We start from the raw sequence: 21,177 nt of genomic DNA, 5'->3' as shown, positions 1-21,177 counted from the left end.
CCTGGCTTGCAATGTTTCGGCATGGTCAATAGGCCCCTTTGGACGAAGTAAACTGTTGGCCTACATGGCCTTCAGTAAGGATCCGTCGCCGTCCTCCGCGGCAACGGCTGCACCCATTCCGTCCGAATCGGCTTTAACTACCGATACGAATGTGCGAGTCTGTGCCGTCAGCACACAATGTGCCCGATTCCGGGCGGGGGTGTCAAAGCGTGTTATTCGCACGAGGATGTATGAAGACGTTCGAAACAAAGCTTGTCGATGCAATAAGAAAAAAGCGGGAAGCCGAAGGCCTAAGCATCCGTGCGCTATCCGCTGTGATTGGGATTAGCTTTTCCACGCTTGCCCGCATTGAGCGTGGTGAGGGCCTGCCGGACAACAATTCGAAAATTCGCCTTTTAGAATGGCTCGGTGAAAAAGCGGAAGCCGCCGGGCTGAAATTCGATAACGTTGCTTTTGTTCATTTTCGCGCGGCCAAAAATGTCCAGTCGTCGACAGTCCGGGCGCTTTTGCGAGCGGCAGACGGAATTCGGCGGAATGCTATAGGCAACAAAGACAGCGTACAGCTTGGAAAACCCTCAACTGAGGAAGAGATCGTCGCTTTGTCGAAGGAAGAACTTGAAAAAACTGCGGAGAAATTCCGCAAGGATCTAAATCTTGCAGCTGATGAGCCGCTAGACTCGTTAAAGCTAAAAATCGAAGGAGTGGAAGTTCATAAGCTTAGCAAAGTAAGTTTTTAGATAGGGCATTGATCAGTAAGCTTCTTGCAGACTCATGCGATGAGTGGTCCGCAATGAGCGTGCCAATTGAAATTTCGGAAGATACTTGGGCGGTTCTGTTAAATGACAGTCACAAGGAAGAACGACAGAGGGTTACAATTCTCGAGGAATATTGGCACATTTTGTTGGGGCACAAATTAACAAAAATTGCCCGAGTCGCAGAAGCCTACGGCAGAACATACGACAAGGCTGAGGAGCACGACGCATATTTTTTAGCTTCTGCAACGCTACTGCCGAAAGCAGCTATCGAAAAGGCCGTCAAAGCCAAACAGGATTCCCTCTCTATCGCCAAAATATTCGGTACATCTCATGAACTGGTGGATTATCGAATTAAACGTCTCGGTTTATGGCGAGATCACGTGGGCAAGAAGATTGCGCTCATCTCCAACCGGTAATTGAAATTAGGTGAACTTTAGGCCTGCGCTATCATTCCTAATCTGTTCGAAAATTTCCCTAGCTTCTCGAGTTGGTGCAACGCATAACGTTCGATACGTATCCAAGAAGGCCCACCAATGAGATCAAGTATATGCGGACACTTTGAAAACGACTCGATTTCCGCTTTAAGAACGACTCGATTTCGTTTTGAAAACGACTCGGTCTAACTTCCTATTGATCCAGCTCACGAATTTCCCCTCGTTTTTTCCGCGATTTCTTCGAGCGCAAAAAACCGAGGGGGGTATCTTCAGGAAATTTGCCTCATGAAACGTGCCGGTCGGCGTGGCACCACAGCCGGCGATCCGGGCTGGTCGAACTGCGTCTTCTGCGGCACGGCCGTCGGCAAGTCTGCTCGTTCGCGCGAGCACATCATCCCGATGTGGCTGCTGCGCGCCACGGGAGATCCCCATCGAAAGATCAAGATCGAGAGCGACCCCATAACCGGTGACGATGTCGTAAGGCCGGCATCTACGTTTCATTTCCCGGCTTGCGAACCATGCAACCAAAAATACGGAAAGACGATCGAGAAGCATGCCAAGAAGGCGATCGAATCCTTGTTCATAGGAAAATCGCTCGCAGTGTCGCAGTGCTACTGGTTTCTGGATTGGCTCGACAAGGTGCGCGTTGGCCTCTGGCTCGGATACAACATGCTTCACAAAGAGGAGTTCGCACCGAAATTCCGGATCGACCAGCGCATCGGAATAAAGGATCGGATCGCAATCATCAGCGTAGATCCGAATGACCGCACGAAAGGCTTCGGCTTCGGCGGGCTCGACAATCAGATATTCCGGACAAGCCAGGCCGGCATGTTCTTCAAAATCAACAACATTCGGATTCTGTCGCTCTCTTTCGATGGCCTGATTTCGCGCTTTGCAGGAATGCCCTTCCCTGAAGAACTTCTCGCCCTGAGCAATGATCCGGATCGCCACATTGCCATGATGGGGCGCACCGATTACCGACTCAAACAGGACTGGAAAGAATTCCAGATGCCGGGGGCAACCGTAATCGCTCAGACAAGCTTCTGGTTGGCGAATTGTACCGACAATAAGAGCTTCGCTTTGTGGATCAACAAGAATACTATCCCTCGGTTTAAGAAATTCCCGAAACTGCGCAAAGCCGCCGATTTGAACCAGTTTGTTCAGACGAAACTTGTCTCCAACGCCAACGGCGAATTTCGATACCACCAGAATGGCCGGCAGCGGATACGGTTCGGGCGGGCCGATGACAACAGCGACTTGGCCTTTATTATAGTGCTTTACCTATTGTTTTTGCAGTACGTGCTGCCGCTCAATCCGCAAGAACAGATTGAAAAAGACGGCACACGGCACAGCACGATTTTGCTGGCGATGCTGTGGATCGAGAAGTCGGTTCAGTTGGCGCTGCGTTTCCGCCAGATCGGAATATGGGACGAGACGTCATTCGGTCCCGTGGTAGAAGAACTGCAGAAGGTCTACAGAGCTTGGGATGAACTGCGCGCAAACGCGCTCGGCGAGTGGGCGCAAGATGCTTCCGCGAACCAGGTCGAAAACACTCTGTCGGACTAGGGACCGATCTTGAGCCGAGCCGGTGCTGGCCTCACGACAGCCGTCGTCGCGCAGCGTGTGGTTGCAGGTGGACTAGTGCGCGATCGCCTGCTGCGGCAACGTGAGCACGGTCATGATCTCATCGTCCGGCAGCAGGAACGACTGCTCCTCCACCATGTGCCGATCGCATCCCTTGAAGTCGAACCAAGCGTCTGCCGGGTTCTTTCGAGGAAACGTCTGCTCGACAGCACCCCGGAGCAGCATGTCGGCGGCGAAGGTTTGACCGTCCAGTTGCCGGACAGGTCGCCACCACGGTGCAATCATCGGCGCGGCCTTGTACCACACCCGCTCCCGCTTATTGTGGCAAACGATGACCATGGGAAAATGGTTCAAAACCGTCATCTTAACCAGCGTGGCGGTGAGGCTGACGTCGAATTCCTCCGCCAACTCTCTGGACGCGGATAGCGTGAGCCGCTTCATCTTGCGCAAGCGGGGAAGTACCATGAAATTTGGCAGAAGCAGGTCGGACGCGAACTCGTCGGCGTGACGCTCGGGATTGAGCGCATCGTGTTTGAAGTTGCACACATCGTTCTTGCCGCAGAAGAGAACCTGTCCACGATGGTGGTGCCAATGCCCAAGCTCATGCCCCAGCGAGAATCTCTGGCGCTGACGCATGCTGAGACAATTGATCGAGATCACTGCATGCCGCTTTGATCCCACGATCGTGGCTTCGCAATTGTCGATCGGCTTGTAGTTGACTACCGCGCGCTGGGTCCAAGCAATGGCATCGAGATCGATGTCTTTGGGCTCGGCGATTCCAAGTCCGGCGAGCAGGCGCTCTGCTGGGGTCATTCTTCCCGTTCTTCCTTGTCCTCGTTTTCGAGCGCCTGTAGCTGGGCTAAATCGTTGAGCAGACCCTCCTCGTCTCGTTCCGAAAGCTTGCCACCTTTGCGCGCCGCCATCATGGCGTCCGCAACACGACCCGACCTCATTCCATCCAGCCGTCGGCGCGCCTTTTCAAGATCAAGACTTTTTACGTTCTGCTGGTCGCGAAACGCCTTCACCTCGTCCTGAGCTTGCTTAAAGCGAAGCCGAGCCGCGCGCGCCTTCGCCTTCTCCACAGCCGAGCCGGCGCGCGTGGCGGCCTTGTCGAAATCATCGCCTGCTTCCTTGAAATCTTCACGAAGGTCGGCTTCGGATGCATCGATAATGCTGTCGTCAATGGCCTTGCCGATTTTTACCAGCCGTTCGAGGTCGGTTGGATCTCTGCTCATATCCGCCATCCCCTGGGGTATTCCCGGCGACCGATGCGCCGGATCTTCTTGATCACGTAATCCAAGCGAGCTTGGTCGAGGCCCACAAAATCGCGGAGCTGCTCGCCCCTCATGTCATTTTCCCAGCCCAGCAGCACCATGCTCATCTCCTCGTCCGGGCCATAGTTGGCATCCAACACCGTCCAGACTTCCGATGCCCGCCCATCGTGCTCCGCTTCGATCATGGCCTGCTCCGGGTTCGGCCCCGCATCCTTCAGCGGCGACTTACTCTTGCCGTCGCCTGTCTTCCTGCCGCCGTCGTCCATCCTGGCGTCCTCGGGTGCCACCTGATGCTGCAGCCGCTTGCGCCGCCTGCCCGCAATGTTCCGCATCGACTGAGCCAGGAAGGCAATGAACAGGATGGATCGGGGGCACGTCTTCTCCTCGAACAGCGCGGCGCACACAGCCTCTTGAAGCAAGTCGCCGTCGGCGAAGTCCGTGCCCTCAAGGTGACGCCGCTCAATTGCATCGAGCCGAGCGAGATCGAGCGGGGTCAGCCCATCCAGCGCCGAGACCACCTCGTCATAGGTGAGGTGATCCGGGGGAGGAGCTGCAGCTTCGGCAGAAGGCGCGCCAACGAGGTCCATAGCTTCACGCTTCCTATGCCGGCCAAAAAATCAATTCGGACAAAGATTTTTGAGTCCGAAAGGTTCGGCTGGCGGGCATGCAGTTGTAGAGGCGACCGGTTTCGAGAGGCAACCGGGGGCAAGTAACTCGAAAAACTGGTGTCGGAACAATGAATTACATAGCAGAACGGGCGCAGTTGCGCCAGACGCAACTGGTTGAGCTGATCGAGGAGGCATGCCGGCACATCGAGCCGTCGGAACCCCAGCGCGAGCTCGCAAAGCAGCGCTATGAAGGCGTCGGCGCCTGGCTCGCCAGGTCCGACGACTGGCTCTTGGCCAACATCGAGATCCGACTGCAGGGTTCGGTCGCCATCGGCACCGCCGTGAAGCCCATCGGAAGCCTGGAGCACGATGTGGATCTGGTCGCTCACGTACCCGATGTCGAGGTTGCGATCTCGCCGGCGCTGCTGAAGCAGCGGATCGGCGATCGGCTCCGCGCCAATGGCAAATATGCGCCTCTGCTGAAGGAAATGCCCCGGTGCTGGCGGCTCGACTACGCCGGCGAATTCCACCTCGACATCACACCATCGATCCCGAACCCCGAATGCCGGCTCGGCGGGGAGCTCGTCCCCGACAAGACACTGAAGGATTGGAAGGCCTCGAATCCCCTGGGCTACCGGACGAAGATCGAGCGGCGAGCTGCGATCCAGCCGCGGATCCGACTGATCGCCAAGGCGGCCGACAGTGCGATGGCCGAAAGGCAGGTGGAGCCGTTCCCCGAGAACAAGCGCTTGAAAGGACTGCTGCGCCGAACCGTGCAGATCGCGAAGCGCCATCGCGACATCGAGTTCATCGACGACAAGGACGGCTTGGCGCCGCTCTCCATCATCATCACCACGCTGGTCTCGCGCGCGTACGAGTTCTGCGCTCGTAGCCGCGAGTACGACCACGAGCTTGCCCTGATTGTCGACGTGCTGGAGTGGATGCCGAACACGATCGAGCAGCGGGTGGTCGGCGGCCGGACCGAATGGTATCTCTGGAACCAGACCACCGCGGGCGAAAACTTCTGCGAGAAGTGGAACAAGCATCCCGAGCGAGCCGTCGCGTTCTTTGATTGGCACGCGAAGCTAGTTAACGACGTCAAGCAGCTCGCCGCCGCCCAAGGCTTCGACGCCCTCCGCCGGCTGCTCGTCAATGTCGTCGGATCGAGGCCGGCCAACATGGTGATGGACTCGCTGACCGAGCAGGTCAGCGTCGCGCGCAACGCCGGCAGGCTCTCCGTGACGAAGCCGGCAGGCTTGATCATCGGCTCGGCGGCGAGCGCGACCTCAGTGCGCGCCAATACCTTTTTTGGGGATCGATTGTAAGCCATGCGATTTGGGGGACGAAAGGCGCTGACGCTACCGCAGCAGTTCATCAATTTGCAGGGCAACCCGTTAAGCTGCGGGACCGGCGTGCTGCGGCCGACGTCATTCACCTGGCGCTTCGAGGCATCCCCATCGCCCCTAAGTCGCGTTTACCGCGTCCGGATCGAGATGACGAAAGCCACTTCGCCGTACACGTTCATCGACGATCCGGATCTCCACCAACTCGCCGAGGGCCGAGATCTGCCCCACGTCTACAAGAATCCGACACGACTCTGCCTCTACCTGCCCGGAACGTCCGAATGGCGTCGCTGGAAGCGGATCGACCAGACCATCGTGCCATGGACCGTGCTGTGGCTGCACTACTTCGAGGATTGGCTCGGCTCCGGTGAATGGAAAGGCGGCGGCATGCACCCGTCTGAGGCTTCCGAATCTGATGAGGTGAACAATGACTGAGACCCGCAAAGAACCGACCAGCTACAAGATCTTGTCCATCGATGGCGGCGGCATCCGCGGGGTGTTTCCCGCGGCCCTCCTGGCCAAGCTGGAAGATCATCTGAGCTCGCCGATCGGGTCGTACTTCGACCTGATCGCCGGCACATCGACCGGTGGCATCATCGCGATTGCCTTGGGCCTCGAGCTGTCGGCCAAGGACATCCTGAAGCTCTATGAGGAGCGGGGACCGGCGATCTTCGATCAACAGCACGGGGTGGTCGGCAACTTCGTTCGGCAGCGGCTGCGCGGAGCCATGCACTGGTTTGGGACCAAATACTCGTCGCAGGCACTGCACGACGCCATGGCCGACATCCTCGGCGAGCGCCGGCTCGGCGAAAGCCGCACCCGTCTGGTGATCCCGGCTTGGCATCCGATGCTCGAGCGGGTGTACATCTACAAGACGGCCCATCACCGGCGACTCGAGACCGACTACCGCGCCCGCGCATTGGATGCGGCGATGGCGACGGCGGCTGCGCCTACATTCCTCAAGCCCCACATGACGGACGACGCGATCGAACTCGTCGATGGCGGCGTCTGGGCGAACAACCCGATCGGCGTCGCGACGATCGAGGCCGTCGGGATGCTGAACTGGCCGGCGGACAGGCTGAAGATCCTCAGCATCGGCACCATCAACGACGTGAAGGCACCGCCGCGGTGGAAGGGCAAGCTTCCGATGGCATCCTCGATCGCGCGCCTGTTCATGGCGGGCCAGTCGCATAGCGCGCTCGGGACGGCCAAGATCGTTACCGGCGACGGCCATGACCACCGCGCGATCTGGCGCATCGACCAAACCGCGCCCGCCGGCCGCTACACGATGGATGACGCAGAACGCATCGCCGAGATGAAGAACCGCGGGTTCACCGAGGCCCGCGAACAACTGCCCGAGCTCCGGCGCCACTTCTTCGACCGGGAGGCCGAGCCCTTCGTTCCCTTCCATTCACTCTGACCGGCGAGGACGCCATGCCCAAGAACATCCTGATCTTCTCCGACGGCACCGGCCAGGCCGGCGGCCTGCGTCCGGACGAGAACCGCTCCAATGTCTACAAGCTGTATCGGGCGACGCGCTGTGGCCCCGACACAGCGATCGACCCGCGGGAACAGCTCGCCTTTTACGACGCCGGCCTCGGCTCCCAACCGCCGGGCGGCGCGCTATTCGTCACGCGCGCCTACCGCTGGCTGCACAATGTGGCCAGCCAGGCGACCGGCCTCGGCATCACCACCAACATCATCGACTGCTATGCCGCCATCATCCGGATGTGGGAGCCGGGCGACCGGATCTTTCTCTTCGGGTTCAGCCGAGGCGCCTACACAGTCCGCTGTCTTGCCGCCGTGCTTGGCCAGTGCGGCGTACCGACGACGATGTCCGACGGCTCACCGTTGCGGCGCGATGTCGGCACGACCACCCGCATCGCACGCGAGGCCGTAAAGAAGGTGTACCAGCACGTCAGTTCGCCGAAAGACGCTGAGTACCTGCCTCAACGCGAGGCGCTGGCAACGCACTTTCGCCAGCAATATGGCAGCGACGCCGCCGGCGCTGCCAATGCCGTTCCGTTCTTCGTCGGGGTGTTCGACACGGTCGCATCGCTCGGCAGCTACGTCCTCTCCGCCGCTCTGGTAGCTGGCGCCGCCGGCGTCATCGCCGCCTTAAGCTTTGCACAGTCATTTTTCCTGTTCCCGTTCCTGCCGACCTTCCTATGGGCGGCCGGGCTCGCGGCAGTTGCCGCGGGAATAGGCTACGTCGCCACGCACGTGAAGTCCGCCGTAGACCTCCCCGGCTATACGTTTTGGCAGACATTGCACCTCGCCTCGCCGAAGATGAAATTCTATGACCTGCACCTGAACAATGCTGTGTGGTACGCGCGCCACGCCATGTCCATCGACGAAAACCGGGCTGACTTCGCGCGGGTTCCTTGGGGCGGTTCGCACAACAAGGGTCCGGAGCGTCCCGAGGAATATCCGGATTGGCTGCAGCAGGTCTGGTTTGCCGGCAACCATTCCGATGTCGGAGGTAGCTATCCGGAAAACGAAGCCCGCCTCTCCGACATCTCGCTGGGTTGGATGGCGCATGCGGCCAAGAACCTTCCGGACGGGACAACCCCGAACGGCTTCGGGATCAAGGTAGATGATAGATACCTGAACCTGAATCCGGACCCCCTTGGTCCGCAGCACGACGAGCGCGAACCTGGTCACTTGCGGGGGCGCATCAAGTGGACCGAAGGTTTACGTGAAGTGCAGAGCGAAGCCGTCCTTCATCCGACGGTGCTTGAGCGCTTCGCCGCGAAGGACGGCGTGCAGCATTACTACGAACGGGGTGCCTATAGGCCGAAGAATTTGGCTTCGCACCTAAAAACGAAGCAATTTTACGTCGGGGACCAACCGCCCGGCTAAGCCTGCCTTCGAGATCAGTTCTCAGCCGCGACTAATCTCTGGCGTCGCTTCGAAGCGCCTCAGCTTCAGCAACCCTGGTTGCTTAATCGGGTTCGACGACCTGCCCGGTGGTCATGAAGACCAGCAGTGCCCGCTTGGCCTTGGTCTGCTTCCGATAGTCCGCGATCTGCTGCCTGTAGTGACCAATGCTCGAGGCGTCCGGATCCACGTCGCTCTTCCAATCGACGACGGCGTCGATGGCGCCGGCGTCGTCGAACGCGATGGCGTCAACCTGTCCGGAGAGCAGGACCTCGCTGCCTTCGTGGGTCTGGCTTCCGAACAGCGGGAGCTCGGGGACGAGTCGCGGTCGCAACGTCAGAACGTCTGGAAGAGCGAGCGTCCGCAGCACCGTGGCGGCGAGTTCGACGGCGCTGATGCCGAACTTCGGATCCGCCGCCGGTTCCTGCCCCATCTGCCTGATCAATTCCGCAGCCCGCGTTTCAAGGTCCGTCCTCGCGTCGGAGGCTTCTCCGGTCAGCACCTGCTCCATCAGCTTGTGGAGGATGGTGCCGCGGGTCGAACTGCCGAGAACGGCAGCAGGCTCCATAGTGCCGGTTTCTGGAATGTCGCCAGTTTCGATCTTCGCTTCCGGCTCGTCCACCTGATCGAGTTCGCTCCGGCTTGGGCGACGCCAGACTACGGTCTTCCGCGCGTCGAAGATAGCGGTCGCCTCGGCAGCGAAGGTCTCGCGGGTCTGCCCGTTCTCTCGCGGCGCGACGTTCCTGTCCTTCGCGGTGCCGACATCCTTCGGGTTCATCGCCGGAAGACCAGCGAGGCCCAAATCGACGAGCTTCGCCCAGCACTTGTCCGACAGGTCGGCGGAGTGCCTGGGCAGGATCAGCAGGTCGCGGGCCCGGGTCGCGGCCACGTACCACAGGCGTACGCGCTCGCGCCGCTGCTCCTCTTCCGCGCGAGCCTCGATATCGGCATGGCCGGTCGGGCAGGCGCCGAAGATCGGAATCGAAAACAGATGTTTCGAGCGATCCTGCACCAGGCCCGAGTCGGCCTTAGGCGCGCCGGTCATGTTGATCGGGATGACGACCGGCCATTCGAGGCCTTTGGCCGCATGAACGGTGATCAGCGAGACCGCTTCCTGCTCGGCGTCGGGCCGGCCCTCGACCTGGCGGACCGCCTCCTCCCAGTTCGCGCGCATGTCGCTCGCAAAGGCCCGCAGACCGCGGACGTCATAGGCCCGCGCCATGTCGAGGAAGAGATCGACGTTGGCGACTGCCCGTTCGGCACCGGCCTTGAACCGCTGCCGTATCTGCGCGCGGACATGGAGGGCCGCGACCGCGTCGGCGAGGAGCGCGTAGGGCGTCGTGGTACGCACCCGCTTGCGCAGCGACGATAGCTTCGTCAGAACGTCCTTGGCGAGGACGTGGGCCACGCTCGCCGGATCGGTCCGGATCGTGAGCATCGGCAGCCCTTGCCGTGCCGGGTCGGCCGGTAGCGCTTCCGAGATGTCAAGCAGTTCGGTTTCGGAGAGCCCGACCAGCGGTCCACGCAGCACCGCGCCGAAGGCGAGCGTGTCGCGGGGATCGGCGAGAGTGCGGGTCAGCCCGATCAGATCCTGGATCTCCTGCCGCCGAAAGAAACCCTTGCCTGCCTGGGTCGAGACCGGGATTGCGAGATCTTCCAGCGCCTCCTCGAAGCGCCAGAGCTCGGTGCCGACGGGCGCCAACAGGGCAATGTCGCCGAACCGACACGGCCTCATCTCTCCCGTGTGTTGATCGCGGACCTCCAGATTGCCGACCAACCTGTCGCACAAGTCGGCGACCACGCCCGCCTCGGCGTCGCGGATCGCGGCGGCCTTGGGTTTTTCGCCTTCGACCACGACGTCGAGTGCGCGCACGCCGGGTTTGTCTGCGATCGCGGAATGGATCGGGGATAATTCGGAGAACCCGGGCTGCCCGGCCGCCGATAGCACCGCCTCGAATCGCGCATTGACGAAGGCGAGGATCGGCTCGACCGAGCGGAAGTTTGCGGTGATCTTGATCTGCGAGCGAGCATCAACGGCCGACCGTGCAGCGATGTAGGCGTTTACGTCGGCGCCACGGAAACGATAGATCGCCTGTTTGGGATCACCAACCATGAAGAGGCTGCCGGGGCGAAGCGGACGTGCCAAGGCACCGCCTCCCACGCAATCATCTCCGCAGATCAGCCACAGGATCTCCGTCTGCAGCGGATCGGTGTCCTGGAATTCGTCGACCATGACGTGCCGGAAACGCTGCGACAGCGCCTGCCTCACTGCGCCATGGTCGCGCAGCAGGTCGCGCGCGTTGTGCAGCAGATCGTCGAAATCCAGGAGCGCCGCACCCCTCTTGTAGTCGCGCCATTCCTCCAGAAGGCTCCGTGCCTCTTCGCACAGCCGCGACAGCAGTTCGCCGGCGACGGCGCCGAGCAACGCCTCCAAGGCGTCGTGACAAGCCTGATACCGCGGCTGGATCGCGTCGAATGCCGCCACTCCCGCGGGCTTCGACTGGCCCGCCTTGGCTGCGGCGTCTTGCCACTTCGTCTTGGTCTGCAGCGCTCTTCGCCCGCCCGCCTGGGTAAAGCAGCTCTCGTCGCGTTCAACGTCGAGCGCAGCGATCAAGGCGGCGTTGCTCGGCGCGGACTCAGCCAGACCATGGCCGCTGAGAATATCGGCGAGAACCCGCATCGCCCGACATCTGAGCGCCGTGTTCTCTTCGCGGTAGGCATAACCACCAAGCTCAGCTTCGAATTGCTCCACCGCCTCTGCGAAGTCCGCCATGGTACGAGGGGACCATGCGGCCGGCACACAGCGGGCGTCACGGTTCTTGCGCAGGAATTGGGCGACCTCCTCAACGAGCCCCAGTCCGGCGGACTCGCTTGCGAGGATGATCTGAGCGACCAAGCCGTCGGCGACATCGCCCGAAAGCCGCTCCTTCAGCCAGGAATCGTACCGTTCCTTGAAGGCCAGGTCCGCCTCGGAGGGATCGACGATGTCGGCCCCGGGATCGATTCCCGCCTCGGCCGGATAGGGCTTTATCAGCGCCTGCGCAAACCCATGGATGGTGCTGCAGGTGAGTTGGTCGAAGGACTGGTAGGCGCGATAAACATTTGCCTTCTCCTTCTCCGGAACCCCCTTCGGAAACGCTTGGGCCAGATCGCGGGGCACCTCGCCCCTGGACAGCTCCATCGTGAACTTCTCGATCCGAAGGCGGAGTTCGCTCGCGGCGAATTCGGTGAACGTGATCGCCGCGACGTGCTTCGGGGCGACGCCGCTTGCGAACAGCACGGCGACACGGCCGGCCATCACCGACGTCTTGCCGGATCCGGCACCTGCCTCGACCAGGAGCGTTCGGTCGATGGCCGTCAGCGCAGTCAGCCGTGCCGCGAGATCCGGGATCTTCATGGCTGCTCCCACACCGCAGCGGCCGGACCTAGCGCGGTCAGCGCGACAGGCAGCTTGCGCGGCAGATATCCGGCGCTGGCCGGTAGCGCGAAGGCGTGATCGTTGTAGTCGCTTTCGGCGTCTTCGCCCGGAGGCGCCATGCCGGCGAGCAGCGCGTTACGCGAGGCAACCGCCGCCGACGACACTTTTGCCAGCGCCCCGTCAAGGTCCGCGAGCGGAAACAGCGCCTGATCGCCCTCGGGTGCGTTCGGATAGAGAAGCGAAGCTTCGATCGCGATGCCGCCGCCGAGCAGCGTCTTGACGGCGAACGCATAGAGGCACCGCTGCAGCTCAGCGCCGCCCTTGATCACCACCTCGTCCATCTTCTTGCCGATCTTCCCGGTCTTGTAGTCGATGACGCGTGCCCCTGACCTGTCCCCTGCAAGATCGAGCCGGTCGATCTGTCCTTCGATCAACAGACCGGTCCCGGGAATCTCGACCGACGCGCCCAGCGACCAGGGCAGATCGCGACCATTGTCCTTCGGGTCGGCCTTACCGAATGGTATTTCGCACCAGGTCTTCTGCTCGCGCAGCGGTTCCAGGCCGCATGCCAGCACGGCGGCCGCAAGCGCATGCCCGCGCGCTGTGGTGCTGCGCCAGATCACGTCCGGCGGCACCGGTTGGACATTCTCCCACAGGGCGACAGCGCGCTCGCGTGCATCGGCAAGCGCGGCTTCGATCCGTCCATGGTCGGCGCCGGCGAGCCCTCCGTCGCCCTCCAACTGCTCCACGGCATCGCGGAGCACAGCATGGACGAACGTCCCGAACGCGCTCGGATCCAAGGTCAGAGGCTCGTCCGCGTCCTCGGGAGCCTTCCACCCCAGACCATAGCGCCAGACGAAGCGGATCGGATCCCGCAGAAGGATCTTCAGCGAGGTCGCCGACAGGGGCCGCTCGAGCAATTTGATCAGCCGCGCATGCGCCGGCGCGATCAAGCCGTCGTGCGTCGTGATCTCGTTGCGGTGCCAGTCGCGCCAGCATGCCAGTCCGGAGACCGCGATCGGCAGGCTCGAGAACTCGGAGGGACGGGCCAGAAGACGGTCGGATTCGCTAAAGGCATGCTGGGGCGTGCCGGCACGGTCGAGGTAGATTTCCGGATTAGGAATATCGGAGATCAGCGGTGAGCGCCCGAGCATGCGGCCTTCCGCATCCCGCCGGCTGAATGAAATCGCGACGCTTTGCGCCGTGCTCACGATGGTCGTGATATCCCGCTTGTCGCCGTCCGCAACCGGCAGAGGATCGAGCTGCTCGATCGGAAGCACGTGATCCGGAATGAGTCGGTCCTCGGAGATACGCCGGGGCCATCGGCCGGCATTCAGCCCCAGCAGCCAGACGTGCGGTCGTGGCGAAGAGGCAAGCGCGATGGCCGACGTCCAGATCACGTTCGCGGCGGGCTCGATGCCGTCTTCGATGCGCAACCCGGTCAAGGTGACCGGTAAGGCCTGCGCCGGCCCGTCCCGTAGGGCCCGGCGCCAAAGGGACCGTTGAACCCCGCCCAGCAAGGTTTCGCCCGCCAGCTCCGCCGCCTCGAGGCTCCGGTCCAGCAAGCGGATCACCTCCATCACGTCAGCAGTCCGGTTCTTGCCATCCGGCCAGTCGGCGTCGTCCGCCTGGCTCAACACTCTCTCCCACCGCTCGGCCGAGGTCAGCGGAGCGTCGGCGGGAAGAAGTCGCATCCACCGCACCGACAAATCGCGCAACGGCCCTCTCTGCAGCAGAGACAGCAGGCGGCGCACCCGTTCCTGAGACAGCCCCTTCGTCAGCACCTCGGCAAGAGCTGCGGCAGCCTGGCCATCAGCGGTAGTGAGAGCCTTCACGCCATGCACGAAATGGATAGGAGAATTGGCGTCGCGCGCGGTTGAGAACACGTGATCGTCGTAGTCGCCCGGGCTGGCCGCCACGATGGCGATATCGGATGCCGGTACACCCTTGGCCAGCAGCGCCCTCGTCCAGCGGAAAGCCTCACCGACCTCATGAAGCTGATTTGCGCATGAGAACACCTGCGGCTGCGGCTCGGTCGCCGGCGCCCTCACCACCTCGACTTTCGTGCCCTTCAGCCAGTCCGGAACATGCCTCGGGCCGGCATTCCACGAAACCGGAATGGTCTCTGCGAGCGCGATCAGAAGCGGCCGCCAGCACGGCGACATCTCGCTGTGGCCCTGGATTTCCAGAGGACCGATCACGGACGGCGCATGCCCGATCCGCAGCAGGGCCATCTCCACCAGATCGCGCGGACGCTTCATCGATGCCGGCAGGCGCTGGACCACCGCCTGCTCCAGCGAGGCCAATGCGTCGGTCCGCGGATGGCCGACCTTCGATAGATCAATTCCGGCGCGCCATGCCTTGTCGAACGTGGCGCTGACGGCCGCCGGCATTCCTGGCAGGCCCTTAATCGGCTCGAGTTCGCCCATCTCGACTTCCGGAAGCGCGTCGCTGATTGCTCCCGTGAGGACGTTGAGATCGACAGGTTGAAGAAGGCCGCCGGCGAGTCTCGCGGCAAGCTGGCCCATGGTCATCACCTGCACGCCGACTTCGTTGCGGCGGGCCGCATGTACCCGGATCATGTGACCCGCGAGAATCGTATGAACGACCACCGTTCTGCGCACTTGCATCTGCCGACGAAAAGCCCCCGCCGTTTGTGCGCCTCGGGTTGACCGTTAACTTGCGCAGCTGAATCCTTGAAAAGCGCGGGATAGTTTCACGGGTGAACTCGCGCGGCAACTTCATTCGCCTCAAAAGGCGTTCGTCTCCACGAGTTTCGACGACAGGCAGGTACAACCGTGCCGATCGAGATCCGACTTCGATTCTGCAGGGGATATTTCGGGTCAGCGTCGAATTCGAATCCAGGTGCGCGACTGGTCAGCGCAAGGATTTGGCAATGGCGGTAGCCGTACCGACGAACTGTCCGTTCTGAAGGGCCCATTGCTTCTGCGCGAGCGCCTCCGGGACGAAATCCTGAAACTTTCCCGCGCGCACGTTCTTCACGAATGCCGCGACGTCCAGAGGTTCGAGCGCCGAGATCGAGCCGAGCTTTTCCAGGATCGGCATCATCTGTGCTGCCGTCGTCTTGGGCACGGTCACCCCCAGATCGTGGACACCACATTCCAAGCCTGCCATCCCCAACACCGCGCTGAAGACGGCGGTCGTCTGCGACCCCCTCCAGACGAACATGTGAAGATCGCGCTGTTCCTGGACGATGGCTCGCCTCTCGAGATCGAGCCCCCTGAAGGTGTCGCGGCCTTCGGCCAGCAGCACCTGGGCTGCCTTGTCCAGGTATTCCGGAATGTCGTTGTCGAGGTAGACCGCCCTCATCTCGGCCAGCAGCCGGTCGTGGGCGGGCTCGCCGCTGGAAGGCTCGAACCTCGGCACCATGCCTCCGGGATGCGGGGCCACCGATAGGACCTTCCCGGCCTCGTCGACGTCCAGGACGACCCATCGTTGGCCGGCGAAGACGACCAGGCTGTCCTTGTGAACCGGGAAGGATATGGGGAGAGTTCCGAGCGTACGGCCGCTCGCCGTGAGGCGCCACTCGTCCGAGCTCTCGAATACGGCGAAGAAATCGCGCGATTGCACGATCTTCTCTCCCTCAGGTCCGAGCATGAGGATGCCGTCCGGTGCCTGCTCGATCAGTCGAACTTCCGACGACCCAAGATGACGCAGCAATTGCGCGAAGTCAGCCGTATCGATCGACCCGAACGGCCCCGGTCCGCATAGAAGGTCGAACAGCGGCTTCGGGCGGATGCCGCCGCGTTCGGCGATCACGGACAGCATCTGATGGATCAGTGTGGAAGCCGTTTCTGGGCTTGGCCCGGCAGGCTCCACGAACCCGGCCAGCAGCAAGCGCACGACCGCCACCGACCGGATGGTATTCGGCCGCAACTGGTCGAGGGTCCCGGACTTGGTGTCGACGTAGGGCTCGCGGACATAGACGCGGAGAATCGATGGGGTTCCGCGCCGCCGCCCCGTCCGCCCCAGACGTTGCCGAAGAGACGAGAGGGATCGGGGCGCGCCGATCTGGGCGACAGACTTGACGGAGCCGATATCCACGCCGAGTTCAAGCGTCGACGTGCAGACCGCCGTCGTCGGCAGGCCGCCGTCCTTCAGCCGAATTTCCAGATCCTCTCGGAGAACCTTCGAGAGACTGCCGTGATGGGGATAGAACTCGTTCGGGACCCCCGCCTTTTCGCATCGACGCCGAAGGCGGTCAGCGGCCGACTCCACCGTCCGGCGGGAGCCGCCAAAAACGAGATTGTTCGTACCGCGCAAGTTCTCGAACAGGTGGTCGCAAATCGCGTCCAGTGCGATCCGCTTGGGGGCTTCAGCGTCATGGCTGGCCCCTTCGGCATGATCCGGGTCGTCCAGATCGGGCGGCTCTATGTAGCCGCGTATCTGGAGCCTCAACTCCGGCGCATCGGTCTTCGCCACCAAAAGGTCGACGTTGCCGGGGTCAGACGGCCGGAGCCAGGCCATCGCTTGGCTCATATCGCCGATCGTAGCCGACAGTCCGACCCTGCGCGCCGGCTTCCGAGCCATCGCGTCGATGCGCTTCAAGAGACTGGCCACGTGGAGCCCGCGAGGGCCCTGCAAAAAGGCGTGCACTTCGTCCACCACAATGAACTCGGCCGATCCGAAGAGGCGCACCGCGTCGCCAGGGCGTCGCGTCAGCATGGCTTCGATCGACTCGGGAGTTATCAGCGCGACGCCGGAAGGCTTCGCGATAGCCTTCCTCTTCTCGGCCTGGGGCGCGTCCCCATGCCACTTGACGACAGGAATCTCCATCGCCTCGCAGAGTTCGTCCAACCGCCGAAATTGATCGTTGATCAATGCCTTCAGTGGACTGACGTAGATTGCGGAGAATCCGGCAGCCTTTCTGTCGGCGGTCAGCGTCAGGATGGGCAGGATCGCCGCCTCGGTTTTGCCGGCGGCGGTCGCTGCAGCGATCACGACATCGCCGGTGCCGTCGAGAATGGCGCCGATTGCGCGCGCCTGGATCTCGCGAAGCTCATCCCAGCCCTGGTCGCGTATCCAGCGCCGGATCTTCGGATGGAGCCGATCGTACGCGCCGTCAGCTGCCGATGCGGAGACTGGTGAGCTCATCGCCCTCCCCTCCCGCGGACTGGGTCGTCTCGTCCGGAGCCGCCATATCTGGCGCGTCGGGGACGATCTGAATGCCCCCGATCAGGTCCTGCCAGCGGGCGCCCGGGTTCTGCTCGAGAACGGCGAGCATCTGGACGAATGCGCGGACCGTTGTGCGCGGCGTCCTGAAGTACGCCTCCCCGATGCGGCGATTGCAGTGATCCATGAACGCCGTCAGGGCATCGTCGGGCACCAGGAACTTCGTAGGATCTCCGCCAGCAAAGACATTCCGGATGTTGGACAGGAGAACGACAAGATCCTCCGGCGTGAGGCTCTGAAGCCGGATGACCGGACCGCTGTAGTCAACGAGGCCGTTGGCCGCGAAACGGTTCTCGGACAGGCGCGATTGCAGCGCTTCGTAGCTGTACAGGCCGCGCCGCGTGTCGAGGAGGAATTCCGGCGTCCCGCACATCACGAAGCCGATCCCGGTCGTGTTGCCCTGCAGGGCGTCGTTGACGATGCGAAGTATCTCCTCGAAGTTCTGATTGCGAGCCTGGGAGTTCTGCAGTTTGTAGATGTTGACCATCTCGTCGAACATCACGACCAAGCCGGCGTAACCGGCCAACCGCGTCAGACAGGCCAGCGACTTCAGCGAGTCGTAGACGTTATCGTCGTCGATGATCGACCGGACCCCAAGCGCCTGGCGGGCTTCCGTTTTCGTCGAGAATTCGCCGCGTAGCCACCTCAGGGCAGACGTCTTCAGCATCTCGTCCGAATTCTCGCTGCCGCGCCAGTAAGCCTTCAGCACGACCGCGAAATCGTACCCGCCGACGAACTCCTGAATGGGGGCAAGCTTCTGCTCGATGACGTTCTCGACGGGAAGCTTCCGATCGGCGGCTTCCTTGACGGAGTCCGTCACCAACCGCTCAATCACGGCGGCCAACGCACCGCCGTCAGGCTTCGTACGAGTGGCCATGTTGCGGATGGCTTCCGAGTACAAGGCCCGGGCCTGGCCGCCGCTCGCGTGGATGCGTCGGTCCGGCGCGAGATCGGCGTGGACCGTGACGCACTTCCGCTCCAAGGCTATGAGCCGGATCAGGTTGGCGAAGAACGTCTTGCCGGCACCGTATTCTCCAATGACGAATCGAACGCCGGCACCGCCATCCGAGATCCGATCGATGTCGCGGACCAGGGCCGTGATCTCGGCCGCTCGGCCGACCTGAATGTGTGACAGGCCCATGCGCGGCACCACGCCTGCGGCGAGCGCCTGGATGATAGTGTCTCGGTCCTTGGCTCTGACGGGCCGTGGAGTAGAAGGATTCATGCCGCTTCTCTCAATTGAGCGAGCCTTTCGCGCAGATGCTCTACCATGACGACGTCCTCGCCGTCCTCGATGATCGCCTCCTCGAACCGATCGAAGGCCCAGTCGTTGATCCGTTCGAGGGCGCCGTCCGGCAACAGTTTGAGGTCCTTCGCGCGCTGGTCGAATTCCGCTCGCGGCAAGGATCCCTTGATCTCGAGGAGTTCGAGCAGCTCGGCATGCCCGGCGTCGAGCCCGGCAAACGAGCCGATCGTCTCTGGGGCCACGGGCGCGGGTTCGGCCGGAGACGGGGCGTCTTCCTCGAAGATGTTGGCCAAGAGCGCGGCGACGGTTTGAGTCTCGCGTTGGGTACGCGCAAGACGGACAGCATCTATGCGGATAGTCGAAGCCGGTGCCGTCTCCGCCACCGGCTTGACCGCCGCAACTGGAGTAGGCGCCTTCTCCGAGTCCGGGATGGGGATACCCGCGGTGCGGACCTCTTGGGAGATGGCGACGGGTTCGTCGGCTGCCTGAGGCGGACTTGCCCGATGCAGGGCGGAATAGACCCGCTCCTTCGGAAGCCCGAGCGCCTTGTGAAGGCGCTCCAGAAAGCGCACTTCGCTCGGATCGACGCTGTCGTTGCCGGCGATGATAGCGAGCGCGGCCTCCGCGATGATCGTGCGTTCCTCTGGGCTTCGTTCCCCCAGCTTGCGCATCACCCGGTCCTGCTTGGGCGGACTGTTGAACACGGTCACGGCGTAGGCGATCAGCCGGGCCTGCTCGATCGGAGTGAGGTCAGCGGCCTCTCGGACACCCGCGATCACACGCTTCATCTCGTCGCTAGAGGCGTCGCCGTCGGCCGCCGCAGCCAACACGGCCACCTCGACCTGAACCTTGACCGCTCTGTAGCTCGATCGATCGGGATCGACCTTCCCCCCGCCATCCGCCTTGAAGATGATGACCTGGTCGTCGAGTTGAGGGACGCCGCTCCCATAGCGGCGATCCGGTTCGATTGCGATGTCGATGCAGTCCAGAACCGAGCCGAGTTGATCAGCAAGAGCTGGCGTGACTTTGCCGTTCGCCGGCATGTCTAAGCCCGCGGCCTCCAGCATGTTGCGCATCTTCGTGCTGGCGCGTTTGTGCTCGCCCATCGCGCGATGCATCTTCTGGCCGAAGAGATGAATGCGGCCGTCGGCGGGATCTCGTTGTAGTGGCTCCGGAAGCAAGAGCGCGGCCTGCATGGACTCCCGAGCTTCCGGACGGCGGCCCACGAAACGACTGAAACTGTCGAGTTCGTCCGTGCACTCCTGCACGATCGTTTTGAGATCGGCCGGTGCCCTTCCTGAGGCTTGGCAGATGTCCGGATATCGTTCGTGGCCACCAGGTATCGACACCTCGAAGGCGCCGCTTGCGGACTTGTAGTTGAGGCGGATGTTGCCGGTCGCTCGAAGCGCCAGGCCGTTAGGGTAGCGCTCGCTGAACCGATGGCGAAAGAGCCGTTCGAATTCCTCGAAACACCGGACTGCGGGCGTTCGGAGATAGACGTCCGGAAGTGCGAGCACCCACAGCAAGGCATCATCAGGACCGAGTGCCCCGTCCCGCTGCAGCGCCAATCCGAGGCAAAGTCGGATCGCGACATCCGGTTCGGAGGAAAATGTTCGTTCGGGTGAAGGTTTAGGCGGCAAGACCGGGATGCCCGCCGCTATCCTGGCGCAACTCAAAAACCGGCTGGCGTAGCCGCGGAACGAGTTGTTATCTCCATAGACCGTCAGCAGCCGCTCCACTTCCTGGATCAGAGCAGGCAATGACGTAGGATCCGTGTCGACGAAGGCGCGGTGCTCCAGAGCATAGAAGAAAAGGAACACGTGCCCGACGCCATAGGCACGGCCGCTGCGTCCTTCGGCCATCCAGTTCAGAAAGGCGCGGCGTGCAGCGGGAGTGATGCCGGCATAGGACGGCCAGTATGGCATCGAGGCGCCCTCGACGTCCGGCCGAACCGCACTCGCCGAGAGCTTCGGATTGATGACGCACTGGTCAGTCGAGCGACCGTCCGGCAGTCGCAAGAAGTCTCCCAGGTAGAACAAGCCTCCCGAGATCTGCGCCCCCTGCACGGCCACGGCTTCTGAAGGCGCGATCCACCGGGCAAGGACTCGCTTAGACTGGTTTCCTTGCGCAACGGCGGCGGTGACCGACATGTTTCGGGGAAGCGAGGGCGGGGCCGCGCCTTTCGATCCTGCGCGCGAAAAGATCGACCAGATCAGCAGCACGAGCCCGAATACGATGGCGCCGACGGCGATGGCGGCCGCATTTTGTTGAATGAAATGGTACGCGGCGCTCAGGGCCCAAAAGGCGAGGCCCAGAACGATGAGTATGCCCATCCCTGCCGAATTATTGCTACGTCGCCCCATCGCTTCGTTTCGTAATCAATGCATGCGGCAATGGCCGCCGATACAATAAGACCGTCCCACGGAGTTGCCGATCCTCGCA

At 62.2% G+C, this 21,177-nt stretch carries 15 protein-coding genes; 7 read left to right on the top strand and 8 right to left on the bottom strand.

The features are described 5' to 3' along the window. Window positions 1-230 precede the first annotated feature (230 nt). From BRA1417_RS0109815 to BRA1417_RS0109805, 3 genes are all read left to right on the top strand, one after another. Entirely contained in the window at window positions 231-737 is a 507-nt protein-coding gene (locus BRA1417_RS0109815) for a helix-turn-helix domain-containing protein (protein WP_027515677.1), read from the top strand. Window positions 738-790: 53 nt separating this feature from the next. Beyond that, on the top strand, window positions 791-1,171 hold the full coding sequence (locus BRA1417_RS0109810; RefSeq protein WP_027515676.1) for an ImmA/IrrE family metallo-endopeptidase: 381 nt from the start codon (window positions 791-793) through the stop codon (window positions 1,169-1,171). Between the two features lie 303 nt (window positions 1,172-1,474). Beyond that, window positions 1,475-2,755: a hypothetical protein gene (locus tag BRA1417_RS0109805; protein ID WP_027515675.1), complete on the top strand. Its 1,281-nt coding sequence runs from the start codon at window positions 1,475-1,477 to the stop codon at window positions 2,753-2,755. 72 nt (window positions 2,756-2,827) lie between these two features. On the opposite strand, the gene BRA1417_RS0109800 is transcribed toward BRA1417_RS0109805, so the two are convergent. The 3 genes from BRA1417_RS0109800 to BRA1417_RS0109790 are packed head-to-tail and all read right to left on the bottom strand — an operon-like array spanning window position 2,828 to window position 4,634. After that, a complete protein-coding gene (locus tag BRA1417_RS0109800; protein ID WP_027515674.1) occupies window positions 2,828-3,586 on the bottom strand; it encodes an ImmA/IrrE family metallo-endopeptidase in 759 nt (252 codons plus the stop codon). Further along, window positions 3,583-4,008, bottom strand: a complete 426-nt coding sequence (locus BRA1417_RS0109795; protein WP_156948659.1) for a hypothetical protein — start codon at window positions 4,006-4,008, stop codon at window positions 3,583-3,585. The genes BRA1417_RS0109800 and BRA1417_RS0109795 overlap by 4 nt, the downstream gene beginning before the upstream one ends. Next, window positions 4,005-4,634 carry a hypothetical protein gene (locus BRA1417_RS0109790; RefSeq protein WP_027515672.1) on the bottom strand — a complete coding sequence of 210 codons (630 nt, stop codon included), beginning with the start codon at window positions 4,632-4,634 and terminating at the stop codon, window positions 4,005-4,007. The genes BRA1417_RS0109795 and BRA1417_RS0109790 overlap by 4 nt, the downstream gene beginning before the upstream one ends. 149 nt (window positions 4,635-4,783) lie before the next feature. Here BRA1417_RS0109790 and BRA1417_RS0109785 point away from each other — a divergent pair, with 149 nt between their 5' ends. From BRA1417_RS0109785 to BRA1417_RS0109770, 4 genes are all read left to right on the top strand, one after another. Next, window positions 4,784-5,980 (top strand): nucleotidyltransferase, encoded by a 1,197-nt coding sequence (locus BRA1417_RS0109785; RefSeq protein WP_027515671.1) that lies wholly within the window; start codon window positions 4,784-4,786, stop codon window positions 5,978-5,980. Between the two features lie 168 nt (window positions 5,981-6,148). After that, window positions 6,149-6,433, top strand: a complete 285-nt coding sequence (locus BRA1417_RS44700) for a hypothetical protein (RefSeq protein ID WP_198034807.1) — start codon at window positions 6,149-6,151, stop codon at window positions 6,431-6,433. A 31-nt stretch (window positions 6,434-6,464) separates the two neighbouring features. Further along, window positions 6,465-7,418 carry a CBASS cGAMP-activated phospholipase gene (locus BRA1417_RS0109775; protein ID WP_245286170.1) on the top strand — a complete coding sequence of 318 codons (954 nt, stop codon included), beginning with the start codon at window positions 6,465-6,467 and terminating at the stop codon, window positions 7,416-7,418. A gap of 14 nt (window positions 7,419-7,432) precedes the next feature. Beyond that, window positions 7,433-8,860, top strand: coding sequence for a DUF2235 domain-containing protein (locus BRA1417_RS0109770; protein WP_027515668.1), 1,428 nt, complete (start codon window positions 7,433-7,435; stop codon window positions 8,858-8,860). Window positions 8,861-8,942: 82 nt separating this feature from the next. Here the strand turns inward: BRA1417_RS0109770 and BRA1417_RS0109765 are convergent, their stop codons facing one another. The 5 genes from BRA1417_RS0109765 to BRA1417_RS0109745 form a co-directional block, all read right to left on the bottom strand. After that, the gene (locus BRA1417_RS0109765; RefSeq protein ID WP_027515667.1) at window positions 8,943-12,275 is read right to left on the bottom strand and encodes an exodeoxyribonuclease V subunit beta; all 3,333 of its coding nucleotides are present in this window, start codon (window positions 12,273-12,275) and stop codon (window positions 8,943-8,945) included. Further along, window positions 12,272-14,830: a PD-(D/E)XK nuclease family protein gene (locus tag BRA1417_RS0109760; RefSeq protein WP_245286345.1), complete on the bottom strand. Its 2,559-nt coding sequence runs from the start codon at window positions 14,828-14,830 to the stop codon at window positions 12,272-12,274. Before BRA1417_RS0109760 ends, BRA1417_RS0109765 begins: the two co-directional genes overlap by 4 nt. A gap of 343 nt (window positions 14,831-15,173) precedes the next feature. Further along, window positions 15,174-17,411 carry a DEAD/DEAH box helicase gene (locus BRA1417_RS0109755; RefSeq protein WP_027515665.1) on the bottom strand — a complete coding sequence of 746 codons (2,238 nt, stop codon included), beginning with the start codon at window positions 17,409-17,411 and terminating at the stop codon, window positions 15,174-15,176. Then, window positions 17,380-18,714, bottom strand: a complete 1,335-nt coding sequence (locus tag BRA1417_RS0109750; protein WP_027515664.1) for an ATP-binding protein — start codon at window positions 18,712-18,714, stop codon at window positions 17,380-17,382. The genes BRA1417_RS0109755 and BRA1417_RS0109750 overlap by 32 nt, the downstream gene beginning before the upstream one ends. Then, window positions 18,711-21,068, bottom strand: a complete 2,358-nt coding sequence (locus BRA1417_RS0109745; RefSeq protein WP_245286169.1) for a TerB N-terminal domain-containing protein — start codon at window positions 21,066-21,068, stop codon at window positions 18,711-18,713. Before BRA1417_RS0109745 ends, BRA1417_RS0109750 begins: the two co-directional genes overlap by 4 nt. Window positions 21,069-21,177: the final 109 nt, after the last annotated feature.

It is taken from the genome of Bradyrhizobium sp. WSM1417, assembly GCF_000515415.1.
Taxonomy (GTDB): domain Bacteria; phylum Pseudomonadota; class Alphaproteobacteria; order Rhizobiales; family Xanthobacteraceae; genus Bradyrhizobium.
Note: the sequence above shows the minus strand (reverse complement) of the source record. Positions and strands in the feature narration are given on the sequence as shown.

Excerpts from the sequence above, each read along its gene's own strand:
- BRA1417_RS0109795 (WP_156948659.1), bottom strand. The coding sequence starts at position 4,008 with ATGAGCAGAGATCCAACCGACCTCGAACGGCTGGTAAAAATCGGCAAG.
- BRA1417_RS0109750 (WP_027515664.1), bottom strand. The coding sequence starts at position 18,714 with ATGAATCCTTCTACTCCACGGCCCGTCAGAGCCAAGGACCGAGACACT.
- BRA1417_RS0109790 (WP_027515672.1), bottom strand. The coding sequence starts at position 4,634 with ATGGACCTCGTTGGCGCGCCTTCTGCCGAAGCTGCAGCTCCTCCCCCG.
- BRA1417_RS0109755 (WP_027515665.1), bottom strand. The coding sequence starts at position 17,411 with ATGAGCTCACCAGTCTCCGCATCGGCAGCTGACGGCGCGTACGATCGG.
- BRA1417_RS0109810 (WP_027515676.1), top strand. The coding sequence starts at position 791 with ATGAGCGTGCCAATTGAAATTTCGGAAGATACTTGGGCGGTTCTGTTA.
- BRA1417_RS0109760 (WP_245286345.1), bottom strand. The coding sequence starts at position 14,830 with ATGACCATGGGCCAGCTTGCCGCGAGACTCGCCGGCGGCCTTCTTCAA.
- BRA1417_RS0109770 (WP_027515668.1), top strand. The coding sequence starts at position 7,433 with ATGCCCAAGAACATCCTGATCTTCTCCGACGGCACCGGCCAGGCCGGC.
- BRA1417_RS0109805 (WP_027515675.1), top strand. The coding sequence starts at position 1,475 with ATGAAACGTGCCGGTCGGCGTGGCACCACAGCCGGCGATCCGGGCTGG.
- BRA1417_RS0109765 (WP_027515667.1), bottom strand. The coding sequence starts at position 12,275 with ATGAAGATCCCGGATCTCGCGGCACGGCTGACTGCGCTGACGGCCATC.
- BRA1417_RS0109785 (WP_027515671.1), top strand. The coding sequence starts at position 4,784 with ATGAATTACATAGCAGAACGGGCGCAGTTGCGCCAGACGCAACTGGTT.
- BRA1417_RS44700 (WP_198034807.1), top strand. The coding sequence starts at position 6,149 with ATGACGAAAGCCACTTCGCCGTACACGTTCATCGACGATCCGGATCTC.
- BRA1417_RS0109800 (WP_027515674.1), bottom strand. The coding sequence starts at position 3,586 with ATGACCCCAGCAGAGCGCCTGCTCGCCGGACTTGGAATCGCCGAGCCC.
- BRA1417_RS0109815 (WP_027515677.1), top strand. The coding sequence starts at position 231 with ATGAAGACGTTCGAAACAAAGCTTGTCGATGCAATAAGAAAAAAGCGG.
- BRA1417_RS0109745 (WP_245286169.1), bottom strand. The coding sequence starts at position 21,068 with ATGGGCATACTCATCGTTCTGGGCCTCGCCTTTTGGGCCCTGAGCGCC.